The organism is Kouleothrix sp. 19917, assembly GCF_057073505.1.
The window spans coordinates 5,636,585-5,654,683 of sequence record NZ_CP097099.1 but is presented as its reverse complement, the minus strand read 5'-3'; the positions used below and the strand labels follow the sequence as shown (position 1 = coordinate 5,654,683).

Sequence of the window (18,099 nt, the reverse complement as noted above, 5' to 3'; positions counted from 1 at the left end):
CCGTTATCATGCCTTCCGCAAAGTGTATAACCAGTAATAATTCTTTCAGCAGCTGCCAGCTTTTGGCACAACGGAGGCATGAGCGCTCAACATTGAAAATAACAGCCACCTAAAATTCGGGGTCCAGGGGCGATAGCCCCGGCCGGGGTGCTGGGGCGGGAGCCCCAGCGGCCTTGCGGCCTGAGCAATCTGCGTTGAATAGGCGTAGGCATTTAGGAAAGGCACCTTGCGGCCTGAGCAATCTGCGTTGAATAGGCGTAGGCATTTAGGAAAGGCACCTTGCGGCCTGAGCAATCTGCGTTGAATAACGAGACAGCATGTAATGCAATTCGCCCAGAGCTAAAGGGCGAATGCAATTCGCCCAGACTCAGAAGCCGCCGTGCGAATCAATAAACGCCATCGCCTCATCCAGCGTTGGCGTGAAGTTCGCGCAGCCGGGCTGCGTCACCACAATCGCGCCGCAGGCATTCGCCATCCGCGCCGCGCGATACCAGTCCCAGCCCTGCACAAGGCCGTAGATCGCCCCGGCCGCGAAGGCATCGCCCGCGCCGAGGATATTCGCCACCTGCACCGGGAAGCCGGGCGCGTCGATCTTCTCGCCGCTGGCGAGATGTACCCGCGAGCCGTCGGCGCCGCGCTTTTGTAGCAGCACGCCCGGTCCCAGCGCCAGCACCCGCCCGATTGCCGCGTCCACATCGCCGCCAACCCGCGTGTCCGAAACCTGCGAGTGCGTTAGGGTGATCTGGCTTGGGTCGGTGAGCAGCGCGGCGTTGATCTCGTCCTCGGTGCCAAGCACAATATCGACCAGCCGCATCGCCGCGCGCAGCGTCACGCCAAAGGCGCGCGGATCGTGCCACTGGTCAGGGCGAAAGTCGATGTCGAGCACAACGGTGGTGCCGGCGGCGCGGGCCTGCTCGGCCGCAAACAGCGTCGCGCTGCGGCTTGGTTCCTTGCTCAGCCCGGTGCCCGAGATCAGCAGCACGCGACTTTCGGCCACTGGCGCACGGAGCACATCGTCAATTGTCAGCTCGATGTCGGCGCAATTGTCGCGGTAGTAGGTGAGCGGGAAGCGGTCGGGCGGCTCGATGCCGAGGATGACCGCGCTGGTGCGGTGGCCGGGCTTGCGTGGGATGAAGCTGGTGTCGACCTGTTCGCCGTGAAGGAAGTGCAGCACAAAGTCGCCCACCTTGTCTTCGCCCACTGCCGTCAGCAGCGCCGCGCGTGCCCCCAGCCGCTGCGCGCCCACGCTGATGTTGAGCGGGCAGCCGCCCACGTAGGCCGCGAAGCCGCTGATCTGCTCGAACGGCGCGCCAATATCGCTGGAGTACAGGTCGATCGAGGAGCGCCCCATCGCAAGCAGGTCGTACGTCTTTGTCATGCTTTCGCCTCATTGAGCTGAATTATGGAGCCACAGAGCACACAGAGGACTCCGAGTTTTGACCATTCTTTCAGACGCTATCTGCGACGTTTCACCATCAGGAAATGATGGCGCGAAATTGCACGGAAAGCCTTCAACATCTGCCAAGCAGGTATCAGTAATTTCCTGGTGTCTTGGTGTCTTGGTGGTTACGTTTCAGATGGTTTCGGGCCTGCTCGTGTTACTTCTGGCTATCGCGCTGGTTGATTGGGTAGAGTGGCACGCGCGGGTCTTGCCCGGCGTAGGTGTCTTTCACCCAGGCGTGGGCCTGATCTTCGCTGTTGGCGAGCGATTGCGCGCTGCCGGCCAACACATTCAGGTAGTAGGTGGTATAGCCGGGCGGGCTCGACACGGGGTGGTGACCCTCCGGCACAACCACTGCGTCATCAGAATGCAGCACCAGCGCCGTGTCGATGGGCATGCCGCCTTGGTGCAGCGGCGACTCGGGCTCGGTGTAGATGCGCTGGAGCGCAAAGCCACCGGGCCGGTCGATTTTGTAGTAGTAGATTTCTTCCAGGTCGGCTTCCAGCACCGTGCCGTCCGGCCCGGTTTTGTGGATGTCGTGCTTGTGCGGCGGGTAGCTCGACCAGTTGCCGGCGGGGGTGTAAACCTCGACGACTACCAGACGCTGGCAGGGGAAGCCGGCTGGCAGAATGCCATTGATCTGGCGCGTGGCGTGGTCGCCGCCGCGAATCTCGGTCGGCACGTCGGCGGGAGTGACGAGGCAGGGCGCGAAATCCTGGTCGGCGGCGGCCCAGGCGGCCGCGAACTCGGCCGGCGCGTCGGCGCGCACGGTGAACGTGGTGTTGCGCGGCAGGTAGAGCGCGTGCGGCAGCCCGGCGAAGACATTCGCGCGCCCGCCAACCGCCGGCCACGCGCCGCGATTCGATTCGACGCTGATCACGCCGCTGAGCGGCACCAGCGCCAGCTCGTGCGCGCCCGTTTCGAACTGCCAGCTCGCGCCCGGCCCGAGGCGGCGCACCTGAAAATGAATGAAATCCCAGCCCGCCAGCACTGGCGTCACCTCCACCACTACGTCTGGGTCGGCGCTGCCGCCAGGGTGGACCACCAGATTCTGCGCGGTGTATTGTTGCACAAGCATCCTCGCTAACGATTGTCGGAAACAATCAATGCAAACGTCTGCAAAGAACCGAACAGCGTGCCACGCTCCTGGCCATGGCGGGCAGCGCAGGCTGCGTTTAGATCAGGCGCGCAGTGCTGGCGCGCTGCACAAGCGTCGGGCGAACCACATGATTCTGGGCCGGGCGCTCATCCACCAGGTTCAGGAGCGTTTCGATTGCCAGGCGGCCAAGCTCGATTTTGGGCTGGTGAATGGTTGTGAGCGGCGGCGTGACATACTGCGCCAGCGCGATATCGTCAAAGCCCACCACGCTCAGCTCGTGCGGCACGCGAATGCCTTCATCGCGGCAGGCCATCAGCACGCCAATCGCAATCATGTCGTTGTAGCAGAACACCGCCGTAACATCGGCATGCAGCAGCGGCGCGAGCAGGGCATGGCCGGTTGCGACGTCGTCGTTCAGCCCTTCTTCGGCCGGAGCGATCACAATCTGCTCGGGCCGGGGCGCTGCGCCCGCCGCGCCAAGCGCATTACAAAAGCTTTCCTGGCGATCGCGGTTCGATTTCGGGCGGTTGCTGACGCCAATGTAGCCAACCTTGCGATGCCCCAGGTGCAGCAGGTGCTCGGTCGCCAGCTGCGCGCCATATGCGTCGTCCACCGCCACCGAGTGCAGCAACGAAGCCTGTTCGGCCTGGCTGTTGATCAGCACGGTTGGCACATCGGCGCGGGCCAGCGGGCCGGCATGGTTGCGGCTGATCTGCGAATCGGCCACGATGATGCCATCCACCCGCCGCCGCTGGAACGTCTCGATAATCGCCTGCTCTTGCGCCGGGTCGTTGTGCGATGCGCTGAGCACCACGCTCAGGCCGGCGGCTTGCGCGCCCTGCTCAACGCCCTTCGCTACATCGCCAAAAAATGGGTCGGCAATTGACGTGACAATCAGGCCAACGGTGTTCGTGCGCCGGTTCTGCAAGCTCTGCGCGATGGCATTGGGCGTATAACCCATCTCGCGGGCAAGCTGCTGAATATGGGCGCGCACGTCGCTGCTGATCAGCGGGTTGTCGCGCAGCGCGCGCGAAACCGTTGAATTGGCGACGCCCGCCGCCCGCGCAATGTCTTCAATTGACGGGCTGCGACGGCTCATGCTGCTCGCGCCGCCTTTGCTGAAAACGATAGCAAGAAGCGCAGTGCAGACGTTTGCACTGTGGCTAGCTCGGTTGTTATGCAGACGTTTGCAGGGATGCGGCGATTATAGCGGAGCGCCCGCGCCTTTGTCAAGAGGGAGTTTGTGGGGAAGTTTTGAGTGTTGAGTGCTGAATGTTGAGTTTCCAAATGTCAGCAGAACCGCGAACCAAGAACCGTAACCACGAAGGCACGAAGACACGAAGGGGAATAGAACCGCAGAACCACAGAACCAAGCAGTCGGCAGTTGGCAGTTGGCAGGGAGCGTGATCTGCAACCCGCAAACTTGTAAACCTACAACCTGCAAACTTTCAAACCTGCCAACTTTCAAACCTGCAACCTGCCGACCTGCAAACATGGAACCTGCAACGTTCAAACTTTTCAACCTGCAACCCGCAAACCTGCAACCCGCAAACTCTCTGTGCCTCTGTGGTGAATCTCCCGGTCGCCGTCCGCGCCTCACGCGTTCTTGCGGCGCAGGTAGAACAGGCTCTGAATGCCAATAAAGACCAGCGTCAGCACACCCACGCCAATGCGCGTCCACCACGAGCTAAGCGTGCCGTTATACTGCAAAATCGAAATGATCGTGCCCTCGATCAGCACGCCAAACAGGCTGCCAATCACATTCCCCACGCCGCCGGTCAGCAGCGTGCCGCCCATCACCACCGAGGCAATCGTGTCGAGCTCAAGGCCAGTCGCAAACTGCCCATAGCCCGCCAGCAGCGAAATGCTGAACACAATCCCCGCCAGCGCCGAGCAGAAACCGCTGAACGCATACACAATAATCTTGGTGCGCCCAACCGGCAGGCCCATCAGCCGCGCCGACTGCTCGTTGTTGCCGATCGCGTAGATTGTGCGGCCAAAGCGCGTGTAGAAAGCGATGTAGACCGCGACCAGCAGCAGCAGCGGGCCGACCAGCGAGGGCGGGTAGAGGTAGGCTTTCGGCACGAACGGAATGAAAATCTGCGTCAGCGCCAGCGACTGATAGACCGGGTCGTTGATCGTCACCGAGGTCAGGCTGATGATGTAGGCCAGGCCGCGCGCCAGAAACAGGCCCATCAGCGTGGCAATAAACGCCTGCACCTTGAAGAAATGAATGATGCTGCCCAGAATTGCGCCCAGCGCCGTGCCCATCAGCAGCATCAGTGGCATCACCACAAACGGGCTTGCTCCCGCCTCCAGCAAGGCCGCCGACGCAGCCGTGGTAAGCGCCAGCACCCCGCCAACCGACAGGTCGATCCCGCCCGTGAGGATCACAAAGGTCATGCCAATGCTGACGATCAGCAGCGCGCCATTGTTGATGAACAGGTTGAAGAATACCTGCGGGCGCTGCATGGCCGGGTACATCAGCGCGCCCGTGGCATAGGCCAGCACAAAGATCACAATCGTCGTCAGCAAGGGGCCATTATGGAGCAGGAAGGGTCTAACTCGCAGCGTCATGGCGCGCGCCTTTCCGATCAAACACACGATTGAGAACATGGCGAAACTGCTCGGAGTAGAGCAGAATCACCACCAGCACCAGCACCGCCCGGCCGGCCAGCAGCGCGTTCGCCGGCACGCCCAGTGTGTACATCGAGAGCGTGAAGGTCCAGATCACCAGCGCGCCAATCATGCTCGCCAGAAACGAAAAGCGCCCGCCCGACATCAGCGTGCCGCCCATCACCACGGCCAGAATCGCGTCGAGCTCGTAGTTCAGGCCGTTGTTGTTGCCGTCGGCGCTGTGGACGTAGGAGCTGAGCAGCAGGCCCGCAATCGCGCTGCAAAAGCCGCAGAAGGTGTAGGCCAGCAGCTTGATGTTGCGCTCGCTGATGCCACTGTAGTAGCTTGCGCGCGCGTTCACGCCCACCGCCTCGACAAACAGGCCGATTGAGGTTTTGCGCACGGCCAGCCACGCCAGCACAAACATCACCGCCACGATGTAGATCGACACCGGCAGGCCGAGGATGAAGCCATTGCCGAACCAGAAGTAGGGCGTGTAGTAGATTGTCATAATCTGGCCATTAGTGATGAGCTGCGCGATGCCGCGCCCGGCCACCATCAGGATCAGCGTGGCGACCATCGGCTGAATGCGCGCGCGCGACACCAGCAGGCCATTCCACAGCCCGCACAACGTGCCAGCCGCCAGGTCGGCCAGGATGATCAGCAGCAGCGGGGTGTTGGTCGCGTCTTTAGTCAGAATGTCGTTGCTGATCAGCTTGTCGCCCAGCGCCGGGTTGATCAGCACCGCGCCCATGGCCGCCGAAATCGCGATCACTGCGCCAACCGAGAGGTCGACGCCGCCCGTGGCGATCACCAGCGTCATGCCGATTGCCACGAGCATCAGCGGCGCGCCATTGTTCAGCACGTCGATCAGGTTGCCGTAGAGGTGGCCATCCTGAATGCCGATTTTGAAGAAGCCCGGGATGAAAATCGCGTCGAAGGCGAGAATGACTGCCCATGCGGCCAGCGGCCAGAACAGCCGGCTTTCGCGCATGCGCCGGAGCAGGCTCGCGTTGCCCACCGACTTGGGATTTTGCATGGTCACGTCGTTCATAGATCCCCCGCGATGGTGTGCATAATCGTCTGGTCGCTCACGCCGCCGGCATACTCGGCCGCCTTGCGCCGGTCGCGCAGCACGGCAATGCGGTCGCTGATGCGCAGCACTTCGTCAAGCTCGGACGAAATAAACACCACCGCCATGCCTTCTTTCGCCAGCTCAAGCACCAGTTTCTGGATCTCGGCTTTCGCGCCCACGTCGATGCCGCGCGTGGGTTCGTCGAGAATGAAGAGTTGCGGCTCGGTGACCAGCCAGCGCGCCAGAATGACCTTTTGCTGGTTGCCGCCGCTCAGGTTTTTCACAAGCTGGTCGGGCGAGGGCGTGCGGATGCCCAGCAGGTCGATATATTTCTGGGCGATTGCGTACTGCTTGGGCGTGTTCAGGAAGCGGAACCAGCCGTAGCGCGCCTGCAATGCCAGAATAATATTCTCGCGGATGGTCAGGTCGCCAACGATGCCGGCAGCCTTGCGATCTTCCGGGCACAGGGCCACGCCGCGCCGGAGCGACTCGCCGGGCGAAAATTGTTCGACTTTGCGCCCGCCGACGCTGAGCGTGCCGGTGTCGGGCGCGGCCACGCCAAACAGCAGGCTCGCCAGCTCGGTGCGGCCCGAGCCAAGCAGGCCCGCCACCCCAAGCACCTCGCCGGCATGCAATTCCAGGTCGGTGGGCTCGAGGAAGCCGGCCAGCCCCAGACCCTGCGCCGCCGCCACGGGCGCGCCGGCTGGCGCGTTTTCCTGCGCCGAGCGCGCCTTCGCAAGCGCGTCCAGCTCATTCACGCTGCGGCCAAGCATTTTCGCCACCAGCTCGATCCGCAGGAGCGAGGCCGTTTCGAATGTGCCAACCAGCGCGCCATTCCGCAGCACTGTGATGCGGTCGGTGATCTGGTAGACCTGGTCGAGAAAGTGGGTGATGAAAATAATGCCGATGCCTTCGCTGCGCAGCTTGCGCATCACGTCGAAAAGCAGGCCGGTTTCGTGGGCATCCAGGCTGGAAGTTGGCTCGTCGAGAATGAGCACTTTGGCAGCCAGCAGCTCCAGCGCGCGGGTGATCGCCACCATCTGCTGGATGGCGACCGAGTAGGCGCCCAGTGGGCGCGTGACGTCGATGTCGATGCCCAGCCGCCCGATTGCAGCGCTCGCCTGCTGGTTCATCCGCTTCCAGTCGATCCGGCCAAAACGGCGCGGCTCGCGGCCCAGCATGATATTTTCGGCCACCGAGATATTGGTGCACAGGTTGATCTCCTGGTACACCGTGCTGATGCCCAGCTCCTGCGAGTGCTGCGGCGAGCGCACCTGCACCGGCTGCCCTTCCAGCGTGATCGTGCCGCTGTCGGGGTGCTCAGCGCCAGTGAGAATTTTGATCAGAGTCGATTTGCCCGCGCCGTTTTCGCCCATCAGCGCGTGGATTTCGCCTTTGCGGAGCGTGAAATCGACGTTTTGCAGGGCGACGACGCCGGGAAAGGATTTCGATATGCCGGCCATGCCAACCAGCGGCGCTGTTTCGTCCATAGTGCAACCTATTTGCTGAAAAGTCACCGTAAACACGAAGAAACGAAATATATAATCCACAGATTACGCAGATTACACAGATTTATAAAGTTTCAGGAAAATTACGAAACCACGAAGAAGCGAAGGTACGAAGATTTAGAATACAAAATCTATAGTTTACATAGATTTTTGGTTTTGGGCATGCGTTTTTTTTGAATAAAAAGCGCAAAAAGTGCCTGGATTCTCTATATCCACAGATTACACAGATTTCGCAGATTAAGTGGTTTCTAATCTGCGAAATCTGTGGACTACATTCTTGTCGCCCCACTACCGCTAGCGCAGTTTCAAGAAAGCGACGTGGAAGTCAGGAAATAATTTTCGCATTGTAATCACCAAACCCTATTCCCCAACCCCCAAACCCCGCGCTGAAAGCGCGCTAGTACTTGCGCGAGGGCAGCAGCTCCTTGGCTTTGTCGGGGTAGTAGACGGTTTCGTTGGTCAGCACCTCGGGGTCGATCTTCTGGCCGTTCATCAGCTTCAGGGCCATATCGAAGACCTGCGGGCCAAGCAGCGGGTTGCACTCGACATCGGCCTGGAACCAGCCGTCGACCATCGCCTGGAAGCCGCCGCGCGTGCCGTCCACCGAGACGATCTTGAGGTCGCCGGGTTTGACGCCAGCCGCCTTCAGCGCCTCAATTGCGCCAATGCCCATGTCGTCGTTGTGGATGAAGATGCCCTGGAAGTCGGTGCCGGGCTTGTACTTCTTCAGGAAGGCCTGCATCACCGGCAGGGCCTCGGCGCGGGTGAAGTTGCCGGTCTGCGAGTCGAGGATTTTGATGTTGGCGTTGATCTTGTTGCGCAGACCCTGGGCGCGACCAGTTGCAGCGCCCGAGCCAGTGGTGCCCGAAAGCTCAAGGATCGCGCCGCCGCTGGGCAGCAGCTTGTTGAACTCGGCAGCGGCGCGCTCGCCTTCAAGCTGCATGTTCGAGCCGATGTGCGCGGCGTACAGCGACTTATCGGCGCTCACGCTGCGGTCGACCACGATCACCGGGATGTTGGCATTTTTGGCCTCGGTCAGAACGGCGTCCCAGCCGTCCTCCACCACCGGCGGCAGCGCGATCACATCCACGCCCTGCTGGATGCAGGCGCGCATGGCGGAGATCTGGTTTTCCTGCTTCTGCTGCGCATCCGAGAAGACCAGTTGCTTGACGCCGAGCGAGGTGGCGGTTTCCTTGATCGATGCGGTGTTGGCCGTGCGCCAGTCGCTTTCGGCGCCAAGCTGCGGGTAGCACAGCGTCATGTCTTTGTAGGTTTTTGCGCCGCCCGAGGCCGCGGGCTGGGCCGCGCCGGTGCTTGCCGTGGGCGCGGAGGCGGCAGGTGCGCCGCCGCAGCCGGCTAGCAGGGCCAGCGCCATCGCGCCAGCCGCGAGTGTGGAGAAGAATCGTGAGGTTCGCATGGGCAACTCCTTTGTGTATTTGGCACGCCATAGTGAAACCACGTATCAGGATTCAGAAGTCAGGAGTCAGCAGTTTGCAGGTTTGAAAGTTGAATGTTGAGTGTTGAGTTTGCGCAAACTTGCAACTTTCAACTTCCCAACCTCCCAACCCTTTGCGCTCTTCGCGCTCTTTGCGGTAAAACATCCCGTCGTCGGTCGTCTGTCATCTGTAGTCGCCGGTCGCACCTCCTTTTTGCGATTTTGGGCACAGCAAAGCACGCGGCACGCGCCAGAGCGCGTCGTTTCGGCGTAAGGTTGGTTAGTTCGTTGAGTTACGCGGCGTGGGTTCCAGAATGATGGATGATATGGCTTCTAAATACTGAATTATCTGGCTTAAATGGCGAGACGGAAAACTCAAAACTCAGCATTCAACATTTATAACTAATACTGTCGCGTGGGCAGCTCCTGGGCGGCGGTATCCTGGCGAAAAATATCTTCTTTCGATTTCACCCATTTTTCGACGGGCACGCCATTCGCGAGGTTTAGCGCGGTTTCGAAAAATTGCGGGCCGAGCAGCGGGTTACATTCGATCGTGACGTTGAGCTTGCCCGCGATCATCGCTTCAAAAGCGGCGCGCACTGCATCGACCGACACGATTTTGATGTCCACGCCGGGCTTCAGGCCAGCCTCCTCAATCGCCTCGATTGCGCCCAGCGCCATGTCGTCGTTCTGCGCAAACAGTGCGTTGATTGCCGTGCCGTGCTCGCGCAGAAAGCTCTTCATCACCTCTTTGCCGCGCGCCCGGATGAACTCGCCCGACTGCTGCGCAATGATGTGCAGCCCATTGTGCTGCTTCAAACACTGCTGAAAGCCACTGAGGCGATCAATCGTTGGCGCGGAGCCGTCGGTGCCTTCCAGTACCACAATATTGCCCTGGTTGTTCAGCAGCCGCGCCACTTCCTTGCAGGCGCGCTCGCCTTCCTGCACAAAATCCGAGCCAATAAACGCGCTGAACAGGTCAGGCGGCACGTTTGCGTGGCGGTCGAGCAGGATGAGCGGGATGCCCGCCGCCTTCGCCTCGGCAAACACCTCGTCCCAGCCGTTTTCCACCACGGGCGAGATGCCGATCACATCGACGCGCTGCGCGATAAACGAGCGGATGGCCTTGATCTGGTTTTCCTGCTCCTGCTGCGCATCCGAGAACTTCAGCTCGACGCCCAGGCTGCGCGCGGTGTCCTGAATCGAGCGCGTGTTGGCGCTGCGCCACTCGCTTTCCGCGCCGATCTGCGCAAAGCCAACCACCAGCGTGTCGTAGGTCTTGGCGTGCGCGCCCGACGTCACTGTGACCAGCCCAGAGCCCTGCGCAGACGAACCGCACGCCGAAAGCTGGCACAGCACAGCCAGCAGGACGGTGCAGCGACAGAGTGTGCGCATGTTCATCAGGCGGCGCCCCCTTTGGCGCGATCTGCCCGGCGGCCGGCCGGGCTATGGCAGTGGTGACGTGGGATGCTGCCTATTATAGAGAAAGCGCGCGCAGAAACAATGCCGTTTCTTTTGGAAAGTATCTGCTTTTTTACGCTCTCTTTACGGGTGCGATGTTCAATTTTTTGTGGTGTCAGGTTTTTTTTGATCATTGTTATGTTCTATTTGATTATGCGGTTTGCGCGACGGCATCGTGTGACGCCGTGCTTGTTGCCTGCCCTTCGACAAGCTCAGGAAGTTCGGCAGCATGGTACTTTCCGATTATTTTGTGTACAGTTTCCGCGCTATGCGCGGAAACTGTACACAAGGCGGTGGAGTGGATCTATTTTCATCGCGTATGCGGATACCGAAAGCAGCTCATTGTGTATTACGAAAAGCGAAGCATGCCCCTTGCAGACGAGCCATGGGCAAAAATGTGCGGGACGGTTTTGCCGCCCCGCATCGGTGCCGAATCTCGAATTTCGCCATACCCAGTGCAATTCCAGGCGACGTTTTCGGGCGGTGAAGGGTCTCGCTACGCATCGCAATCCTCAGCCCCCAACCCCCAGCCCCTAACCCCTAACCCCTGCGCGTTCACGCGCACTACGTGCCAAGCGCCAGCGCGCCGCGATAGGCTGGCACGCGCTGCAAGGGAATGACCAGCGTGACGCGCGTGCCATGCCGGAACTCGCTGTCGATGCTCAGGCCATATTCTTCGCCGTAGTAGAGCTTGATGCGCTGGTTAACATTGCTGATGCCATAGCCGCCTTCGCCAATCACGGTGTCGCCCGAGTCGCTCGCCAAAAGCGTGCGAATTTCGGCCAGCCGCTCGGGCGCAATGCCCGCGCCATTATCCTCGACCTGGATTTGCAGCAGGTCGCCGGGCAGCCGCGCCCCGCGCACCGTGATGGTGCCGCCGCTGCGCTTGTTCTTGATGCCGTGGTAGAGCGCATTTTCCACCAGCGGCTGCAATGTCAGCTTGAGCATCTGGCCGTCACGCATGTCGGCGGGCAGGTCGATGCGGTAGTCGAGAATGTCGCGGTAGCGCATTTTCTGGATGGCCAGGTAGCTTTCGGCATGCTCGAACTCGTCGCGCACTGTGATCCAGTCTTTCCCTTTGCTGAGTGTAATGCGGAAAAAGCGCGACAGCACCCGCACCAGTTCAACCACCTGGTCCATGCGGCGGGCCTCGGCCATCCAGATGATCGTGTCGAGCGTGTTGTACAGGAAATGCGGGTTGATCTGCGCCTGCAGCGCGCGCAATTCGGCCTTCTTGAGGTTTTCGTGCTCTTCGATCTTGGCGGCGAGCAGCTCTTTGATCTTGCCAACCATGATATTGAAGCTCAGGCCCAGCTCGGTGATCTCGTCGGCGTTTTTGGCCGTCACCAGCGTTTCGAGGTCGTGGCGGGCAATGGTGGTGGTGACGTCGTGGAGCTTCTTGATCGGCACGTAGATGCTTTTGGAGATGCGCCAGGCCGCGACGATTGAGAACAGAATCGCCGCGACGATCACGACCAGCCCGGCAATCGCCCAGCGCGCCAGGCCGGCTTGCAGCACCAGGTATTGCTGCTGCGTGCGGTTCACTTCGAACAGCGCATATTCCTGCACATTGTCTTCAATCAGCTGCGTGACATCGCGAATCTGGTCGATCAGCGCGAGATTTTCCTTGAAGGTGCGGTGCTCGGCGATCTGAATGCCCATCTGGTCGATCTGGCCGCGCAGGGTTTGCAGCGTGCGCTGAATGACATTGAGCTTGACGCGCCCCTTCTCCGAGTCGGTGTTGCTGATCATCTGCTGCACGCGCTGGCCCACATCGTCGAGCACGGTGTATTGCGTGCCCTGGCTAAAGGGCTTTTTGCCCGCGACGATCTCCCACATTTCGGCGTCAATTGTGGGTTTGATATAGCCGTTGATGCTGTTGGCCGTGGTGATGTTCTGAATGATCGCGTCGTACTGCGCTTTGTACTGGAGGCCGGGCGCGATCAGAAAGGCGTAGGGCGCGGTCATCAGCACGACAACGATCAGCAGGGCGAGCAGAATTTTCTCGCGGATCGAGAGGCGAGCGCGAAACAAGCGGTTCAGGCGCTGGCCCACGCGCAGCGCGCCCGCAGGCGGTGCGTCGGTCTGTGCGCGGATCTGCTCAAGCAAGGGGAGATTTTCGTCCATACAGCCCTCGGGGAGGTAATAGGAGTCAGGAGTCAGGAGTCAGCATAAGACTCTGGAAAATAGGTTATTTCATACAACCGGCAAGCTTCCAGGAAGCTCATCTGGTTATCAGGTTGAAGCAAAACTGGCTTGAGCTTCCTGGAAGCTGAGTACAGGGAAATTTATTTTCCAGAGTAATAAGCGCCTTTTTTGGAACATCAAAGCCAATTGTTGATTAGGTGTTTTTACGCCTGCCAGAAGCCTGCCCGCCCGCGCTGCGCCGCCACTCGCAGCCCCTGCGCCCGCCCGGCATGCGTCACTGGCTCGAAAACCGCCGGGTTCATCGGGCTGCCGACCTGAGCGATCACCGCCATCGCTTCGTCGTCCGGCTGAATCAGCTCAACCTTAGCGCCAGCCGCCCGCAATTCCGCGATGCCTTCTTCCACCGACACCAGGCGCATTGCCCACGGCGGCGGCTTCAGGGCCAGCACAAGCACCTGTGCGCATTCAGAAGCAAGGTCGGCGTTGTCGCTCGAATAGTAGCCGCCATCGATATAGGGCTGCCCCTCGAACCAGACCGGCGCGGCACCGAACGAGGCCGTCGTGGCTCGCAGGGCGTCCGCCAGAGCAATGCCGCTGGCCCGGTCGAACGCCCGGCGGACGCCAGTCTCGGCGTTTAGTGCGATCAGCTGCACGCGCCGCTCGGGCCAATCTTCCACTGGCAATTGGGTTCTCGCCTGTGGCTCAGGCCCCGCCAGCGTGAGAGCGAGCTGCCCATAGCGTTGCAGGATCTCGGCCCGGCTGCCGCCCAGCGCTTTCGCCTGCGCCACTTCCTGCTGCACCTGGCGCATGTCCATCGCGCCCGGCGCGCGCCCGGCCTGCGGAGCCGCGCCGAAGTGCCGCGCCGCGCCTGCCTGTCGCGCAAACACCTCTTCCAGCGGCGCAGCGCTCGCCAGCTGTAAGGCCACCCGCGCGCCAGACGACGTGCCAATCAGCAGATCAGCATCGCGTACGTCAATACCCGCCTCGGCCATGCCGGTGATGAGCCCGGTGATCCAGGAACTCGCCACGAATCCGCCGCCGCCCAGAACCAGCGCTCGTTGTGTATTGTTCGGCAAAGACACTCCATTTCACAGAGGAAACAACAATTTACCCCTGCCGGCGGTACTCGTTCGGCGGCAGGCCGGCGACCTTGCGAAACACCGAGTAGAAATAGCGCGGGTTGCTGTAGCCCACCTGGTAGGCGATCTCGCTGGAGGTGAGCGAGGTGGTGCGCAGCAGCTCGGTGGCCTTGCGAATGCGCACGCTGGTCAAATATTCCACAAAGGTTTCGCCAACTTCGCGCCCGAACATTGCGCTGAAATAAGCCGGGCTAAGCAGCACATGCGCCGCCACCTGGCTCAGCGACATCTCGGGGTCGGCGTAGTGCGCGCCGATATACGCCTGCGCGCGGGCGATCAGGTCGGCGGTGCGGCGCTGCTCGGGCTGAGCGTCGTCGGCGGCGGGCGCGCTGCTGGTGGCGGGCTGGCGCTCGCCCGCGCCAAAATGCGCCAGCGCCTGCGCAAACGACTGGGCGATAGTGCCCAGGCGCTCGGTTGGCTCGCCCACGCCAATCGCGGCCAGGCAGCTTGTTTGCGCGGCCACCTGCCGGCGAATCGTGTCGGCCAGCAGCCGAACCTGCCGCTCCAGCGCCGCCGGGCTGTCGCCCTTGACGATCAGCACAGTTTCTTCCAGCCCTTGCTTGAACGACACAAGCGAATCAAACTCGGCGGTGATGCCCGCGATGATCGCGTCGATCTGGCCGCACACCGCGTAGAGCGGCGTGTCGGGCGCGCCCGCGCACAGAACCGCGCGCACCACCAGCACCTGATACCAGGGCGCGAGCAGGTCGATGCCAAGCGCGTTCGCCTGCTCGATGAACTCGGCCGGCGCGCTGTTGCCCGCCAGCAGATCGAGCAGGCAGCGCTCGCGCAGGGTGGCGCGGTGGCCGGCCATCTGCTCCTGCAGCGACTCGACGTAGGCGCTGGTTTCGCGCTCTTCGCTGATCTGCTGGGCGACCTTGCGCAGCGCTGCGATCAGATCGTGCGGCACAATCGGCTTGAGCAGGTATTCGGTCACGCCGATCTTGATCGCTTCCTGCGCATACTTGAATTCGTCGTGACCGCTGAGAATAATGATTTTGGTGGAAGGGAGCGTTTCGCGCAGAATTCGGCAGAGCTGCAGGCCATCCATAAACGGCATTTTGATGTCGGTAATCACGGTTTCGGGCTGGCGCTCGCGGATCAGCGGCAGGGCCATCTCGCCGTCAGGCGCTTCGCCGCAAAACTGGTAGCCGGCCGCCGCCCAGTCGATGGTGTCGCGGATGCCCTCGCGGGTGACGATCTCATCTTCGACCAGAAAGACTTTGTAGGGCATGCGGTGCCTCCTGCGCGGCGGTGCGTGCGTGCGCGCGGCCACATGGCGGTGCGGGGCGGGCTGCGCGTGATTGGGCCGTTGTTGGTGTAGCGAGTATTATACCCTCTTTCGCGAGGTGGCGTACGTTTCTGCCGTGCTCTGCCCGCCGCTGAAGCAGCGGGCTACCTGTTTGTATAGTCACGTCTGGGCAGCCCGTGCAGGCGGGCTTCGCCACAGGTAGCCCGCCCCATTGGCAGGGCATGTCAACGTCGGAATAAGAGCCATAATCTGCGTAATCTGCGTCATCTGTGGATGAATTTTGACTTCTGCCCCATTCGCAGCGCGCTTGACAGCCGGCGCGGTCGTGGTACTATAGCGCGGCATTCCCGCCTCTGGCAGTATGTTCGCGGCTCCGGCCGCCGGTTCAGCGCGCCGACGGGCAGCACTTTGTACAATCGAGAGCGTATTTCACAGCGGCGCCTGGTGTTTACCAGGCCTTATGGCGAAGCCGGTGAGAATCCGGCACTGTCCCGCAACTGTGATGCCAGCCTTGCGCTGGCTAAGTCAGGTCGCCCAACGCTGTGGTCCGTGTACTACCTTCGCGCGAAAGGGAGGCGGAATCATGCAAGAACCGTAGGTGGGGCTACCTGCTGGCATTCGTCCAACGGTTTTGATTGATCCAGGCACCCGAGGCATCGGGTGCTTTTTTTATGGAAAGCGAACACTTCATGCTCTTGTCAACACTGCTGCGCCGCGCCGCCTCAGCCCTGCTGCTGCTGGCCGCGCTCGGCGCGCTGCTGCCTGCCGCCGCCCGCGCCGCCGACCCGCCCCACAGTGCCGATGTGGTGGTGCAGTTCGGCAACGGTCGCGTGGTCACCAGGCACATCACCTTCACTGGCACGATCTCGGGCTTGCAGGCGCTGCGCCTGGCTGGCCTGCCGCTGGTGGAAAAAAGCGGCGGCGTGTGCCGGATCGACGATACTGGCTGCGCCAGCGGCGAAGATTGCTTCTGCGCCTGCCCTCCTCCCTTCTCGCCCTGCCTGTTCTGGAGCTACCAGCGCTGGGATGGCCACGCCTGGGTTGAGTCGATGCAGGGCGCGGGCGCGACAACCGTGACCGACGGCGCGGTGGAGGGCTGGGCATGGGGTCGCGCCATTCCGCCAGTAACCGAGCCGATTCTCGGTGGCGAAGCGGGCTTGCAGTGGCTCCGCCCGCAGCAGAATGCCGACGGCAGCTATGGTGGCTCGGGCGGCAATGCCGGCGCAACCATCGACACCCTGCTGGCGGCGCGAGCGTTCGGCCACGACGCGGCAGGCTGGCAGAGCAGCGCAGGGAAATCGCTGGTTGACGCGCTGCGAACGCGCGCCGCCAGCTACGCCAAACAGGGCACCGCGCAGATCGGCAAGCTCGCGCTGGGCGTCGCCGCCGCCGACCTCGACCCGCGCGCGTTTGGCGGGCTGAACCTTGTGATCAGCACGACCGCCACGCTCGACACTGGCACGGGCGCGTATGGCGCAACCAACTGGGATCACGCCTTTGCCATGCTGGGCCTGCGTGCAGCGGGCGAAAGCGTGCCTGCCGCCGCTGCCAGCCTGCTCACATCGCGCCAGAACAGCGATGGCGGCTGGGGCTTTGCCACGCCCGGCAGCAGCGACATCGACAGCACTGGCCTGATGCTTCAGGCGCTCGCCGCCGCTGGCGTGCCGGGCAACAACGCCGCCGTCACCAAAGCGCTGGCCTTCCTCGATGGCGTGCAGAAAAGCGACGGAGGCTTCCCGAACGCGCCCGCCGACACCGGCAGCAACGCCAACTCAACTGCCTTTGCCGTGCAGGGCATTCTCGCCAGCGGTGCCGACCCGCAGGCTGCGCGCTGGAAGCCAACCGCCAGCAACCCGATTAGCTACCTGCTGACTTTACAGCAGCCCGAGGGCGCGTTCACCTTTGGCGGGCAGGCCAGCCTGCTTGCGACACAGCAGGCCATCCCGGCGCTGGCTGGCCGCGCCTTCCCGTTCCTGAGCCGCGCCACTGCGCAGCGCCTCGCCCTGAGCTTCATTCGCGCGCAGCAGCAGGCCGACGGCAGCTTTGCCGGCTTTGGCACCGGCTCGACCATCGACGCGGTGCTGGCGATTGACGCGGCTGGCGGCAAGCCGCAGCAGTTCGCAAGCAGCGCCGGCAAGCGCCCGCTCGACTTCCTGGCCAGCAAGGCCGCCGCCTACGCCGCCAACTCGGCCGCCGCCAGCGGCAAGCTCCTGGCGGGCGTAGTCGCCGCCGACGCCGACCCGCGCCACTTCGCCGGGCTGAACCTGGTGATCAGCACGACGCTGCGCTACGATGCCAGCACCGGCGCGTTTGGCAGCAGCACCTTCGACCAGGCCTGGGCGATGATTGGCCTGGCGGCGGCGGGCTATACGCTGCCGCTCAGCGCGACCGAGCACTTGCAGGCAATTGCGTCGGCTGGCGGCGGCTGGGGCTTCGGCGCGAACGACCCCGCGCCCGACCCCGACAGCACCGGGCTGGCGCTACAGGCGCTGGCCGCCGCCCATGCGCAGCGCCACGACGGGGCAAGCTGCACAACCGGCCCGGGCAGCAAAGACCCGGCGGTGATGGCCGGGCTGGCCTTCCTGCGCGCGGTGCAAAACCCCGACGGCGGCTTCCCGGGCTTTGGCGGCCCCACCAGCGCCAGCTCGACCGGGCTGGCCTTGCAGGGGCTGGCGGCCTTCCATGAGCCGGCGCGCGCCCTGAGCTGGACGACCACCATCACCGACGGCGCGGCGAGCGCGATCACGCTGCACAACCCGGTCGATACGCTGCTGGGCTTGCAGACCACAGCGGGCGGCTTCCCGGGCTTTGGCGGGCCAAACGACCCCGACGCGACCTACCAGGCGCTGCCGGGCTTGCTGGCGCGCGCCTTCCCGGCCAGCATTCGCTGGCAACAGTTCGTGCCGCTGGCGCGACGCTAGGTTT

13 protein-coding genes and 1 riboswitch are annotated in these 18,099 nt (G+C 62.5%); of the genes, 1 reads left to right on the top strand and 12 read right to left on the bottom strand.

What is annotated here, in order from left to right:
* Positions 1 to 367: 367 nt before the first annotated feature.
* From iolC to M1P90_RS22765, 12 genes are all read right to left on the bottom strand, one after another.
* The gene (iolC, locus tag M1P90_RS22820) at positions 368 to 1,378 is read right to left on the bottom strand and encodes a 5-dehydro-2-deoxygluconokinase (protein ID WP_483697736.1); all 1,011 of its coding nucleotides are present in this window, start codon (positions 1,376 to 1,378) and stop codon (positions 368 to 370) included.
* 220 nt (positions 1,379 to 1,598) lie between these two features.
* The gene (gene iolB, locus M1P90_RS22815) at positions 1,599 to 2,513 is read right to left on the bottom strand and encodes a 5-deoxy-glucuronate isomerase (RefSeq protein ID WP_483697735.1); all 915 of its coding nucleotides are present in this window, start codon (positions 2,511 to 2,513) and stop codon (positions 1,599 to 1,601) included.
* Between the two features lie 103 nt (positions 2,514 to 2,616).
* Entirely contained in the window at positions 2,617 to 3,639 is a 1,023-nt protein-coding gene (locus tag M1P90_RS22810) for a LacI family DNA-binding transcriptional regulator (RefSeq protein ID WP_483697733.1), read from the bottom strand.
* Positions 3,640 to 4,136: 497 nt separating this feature from the next.
* On the bottom strand, positions 4,137 to 5,117 hold the full coding sequence (locus M1P90_RS22805) for an ABC transporter permease subunit (protein WP_483697731.1): 981 nt from the start codon (positions 5,115 to 5,117) through the stop codon (positions 4,137 to 4,139).
* On the bottom strand, positions 5,101 to 6,210 hold the full coding sequence (locus tag M1P90_RS22800; protein ID WP_483697729.1) for an ABC transporter permease: 1,110 nt from the start codon (positions 6,208 to 6,210) through the stop codon (positions 5,101 to 5,103). The genes M1P90_RS22805 and M1P90_RS22800 overlap by 17 nt, the downstream gene beginning before the upstream one ends.
* Complete coding sequence (locus M1P90_RS22795; protein ID WP_483697728.1) at positions 6,207 to 7,721, bottom strand: sugar ABC transporter ATP-binding protein; 1,515 nt, start codon at positions 7,719 to 7,721, stop codon at positions 6,207 to 6,209. Before M1P90_RS22795 ends, M1P90_RS22800 begins: the two co-directional genes overlap by 4 nt.
* Positions 7,722 to 8,136: 415 nt before the next feature.
* Positions 8,137 to 9,156: an ABC transporter substrate-binding protein gene (locus tag M1P90_RS22790; RefSeq protein ID WP_483697727.1), complete on the bottom strand. Its 1,020-nt coding sequence runs from the start codon at positions 9,154 to 9,156 to the stop codon at positions 8,137 to 8,139.
* Between the two features lie 420 nt (positions 9,157 to 9,576).
* A complete protein-coding gene (locus M1P90_RS22785) occupies positions 9,577 to 10,575 on the bottom strand; it encodes an ABC transporter substrate-binding protein (protein WP_483697726.1) in 999 nt (332 codons plus the stop codon).
* Entirely contained in the window at positions 10,575 to 10,769 is a 195-nt protein-coding gene (locus M1P90_RS22780) for a hypothetical protein (RefSeq protein WP_483697725.1), read from the bottom strand. The genes M1P90_RS22785 and M1P90_RS22780 overlap by 1 nt, the downstream gene beginning before the upstream one ends.
* A 430-nt stretch (positions 10,770 to 11,199) precedes the next feature.
* Entirely contained in the window at positions 11,200 to 12,762 is a 1,563-nt protein-coding gene (locus tag M1P90_RS22775) for a sensor histidine kinase (RefSeq protein ID WP_483697724.1), read from the bottom strand.
* 224 nt (positions 12,763 to 12,986) lie between these two features.
* Positions 12,987 to 13,859: a patatin-like phospholipase family protein gene (locus tag M1P90_RS22770; protein WP_483697723.1), complete on the bottom strand. Its 873-nt coding sequence runs from the start codon at positions 13,857 to 13,859 to the stop codon at positions 12,987 to 12,989.
* 31 nt (positions 13,860 to 13,890) lie between these two features.
* A complete protein-coding gene (locus tag M1P90_RS22765; RefSeq protein WP_483697722.1) occupies positions 13,891 to 15,156 on the bottom strand; it encodes a response regulator in 1,266 nt (421 codons plus the stop codon).
* Positions 15,157 to 15,596: 440 nt separating this feature from the next.
* Positions 15,597 to 15,726, top strand: a riboswitch (cobalamin riboswitch).
* Between the two features lie 137 nt (positions 15,727 to 15,863).
* On the opposite strand from M1P90_RS22765, the gene M1P90_RS22760 reads away from it, so the two are divergent.
* The gene (locus tag M1P90_RS22760) at positions 15,864 to 18,095 is read left to right on the top strand and encodes a prenyltransferase/squalene oxidase repeat-containing protein (RefSeq protein WP_483697721.1); all 2,232 of its coding nucleotides are present in this window, start codon (positions 15,864 to 15,866) and stop codon (positions 18,093 to 18,095) included.
* Positions 18,096 to 18,099 lie beyond the last annotated feature (4 nt).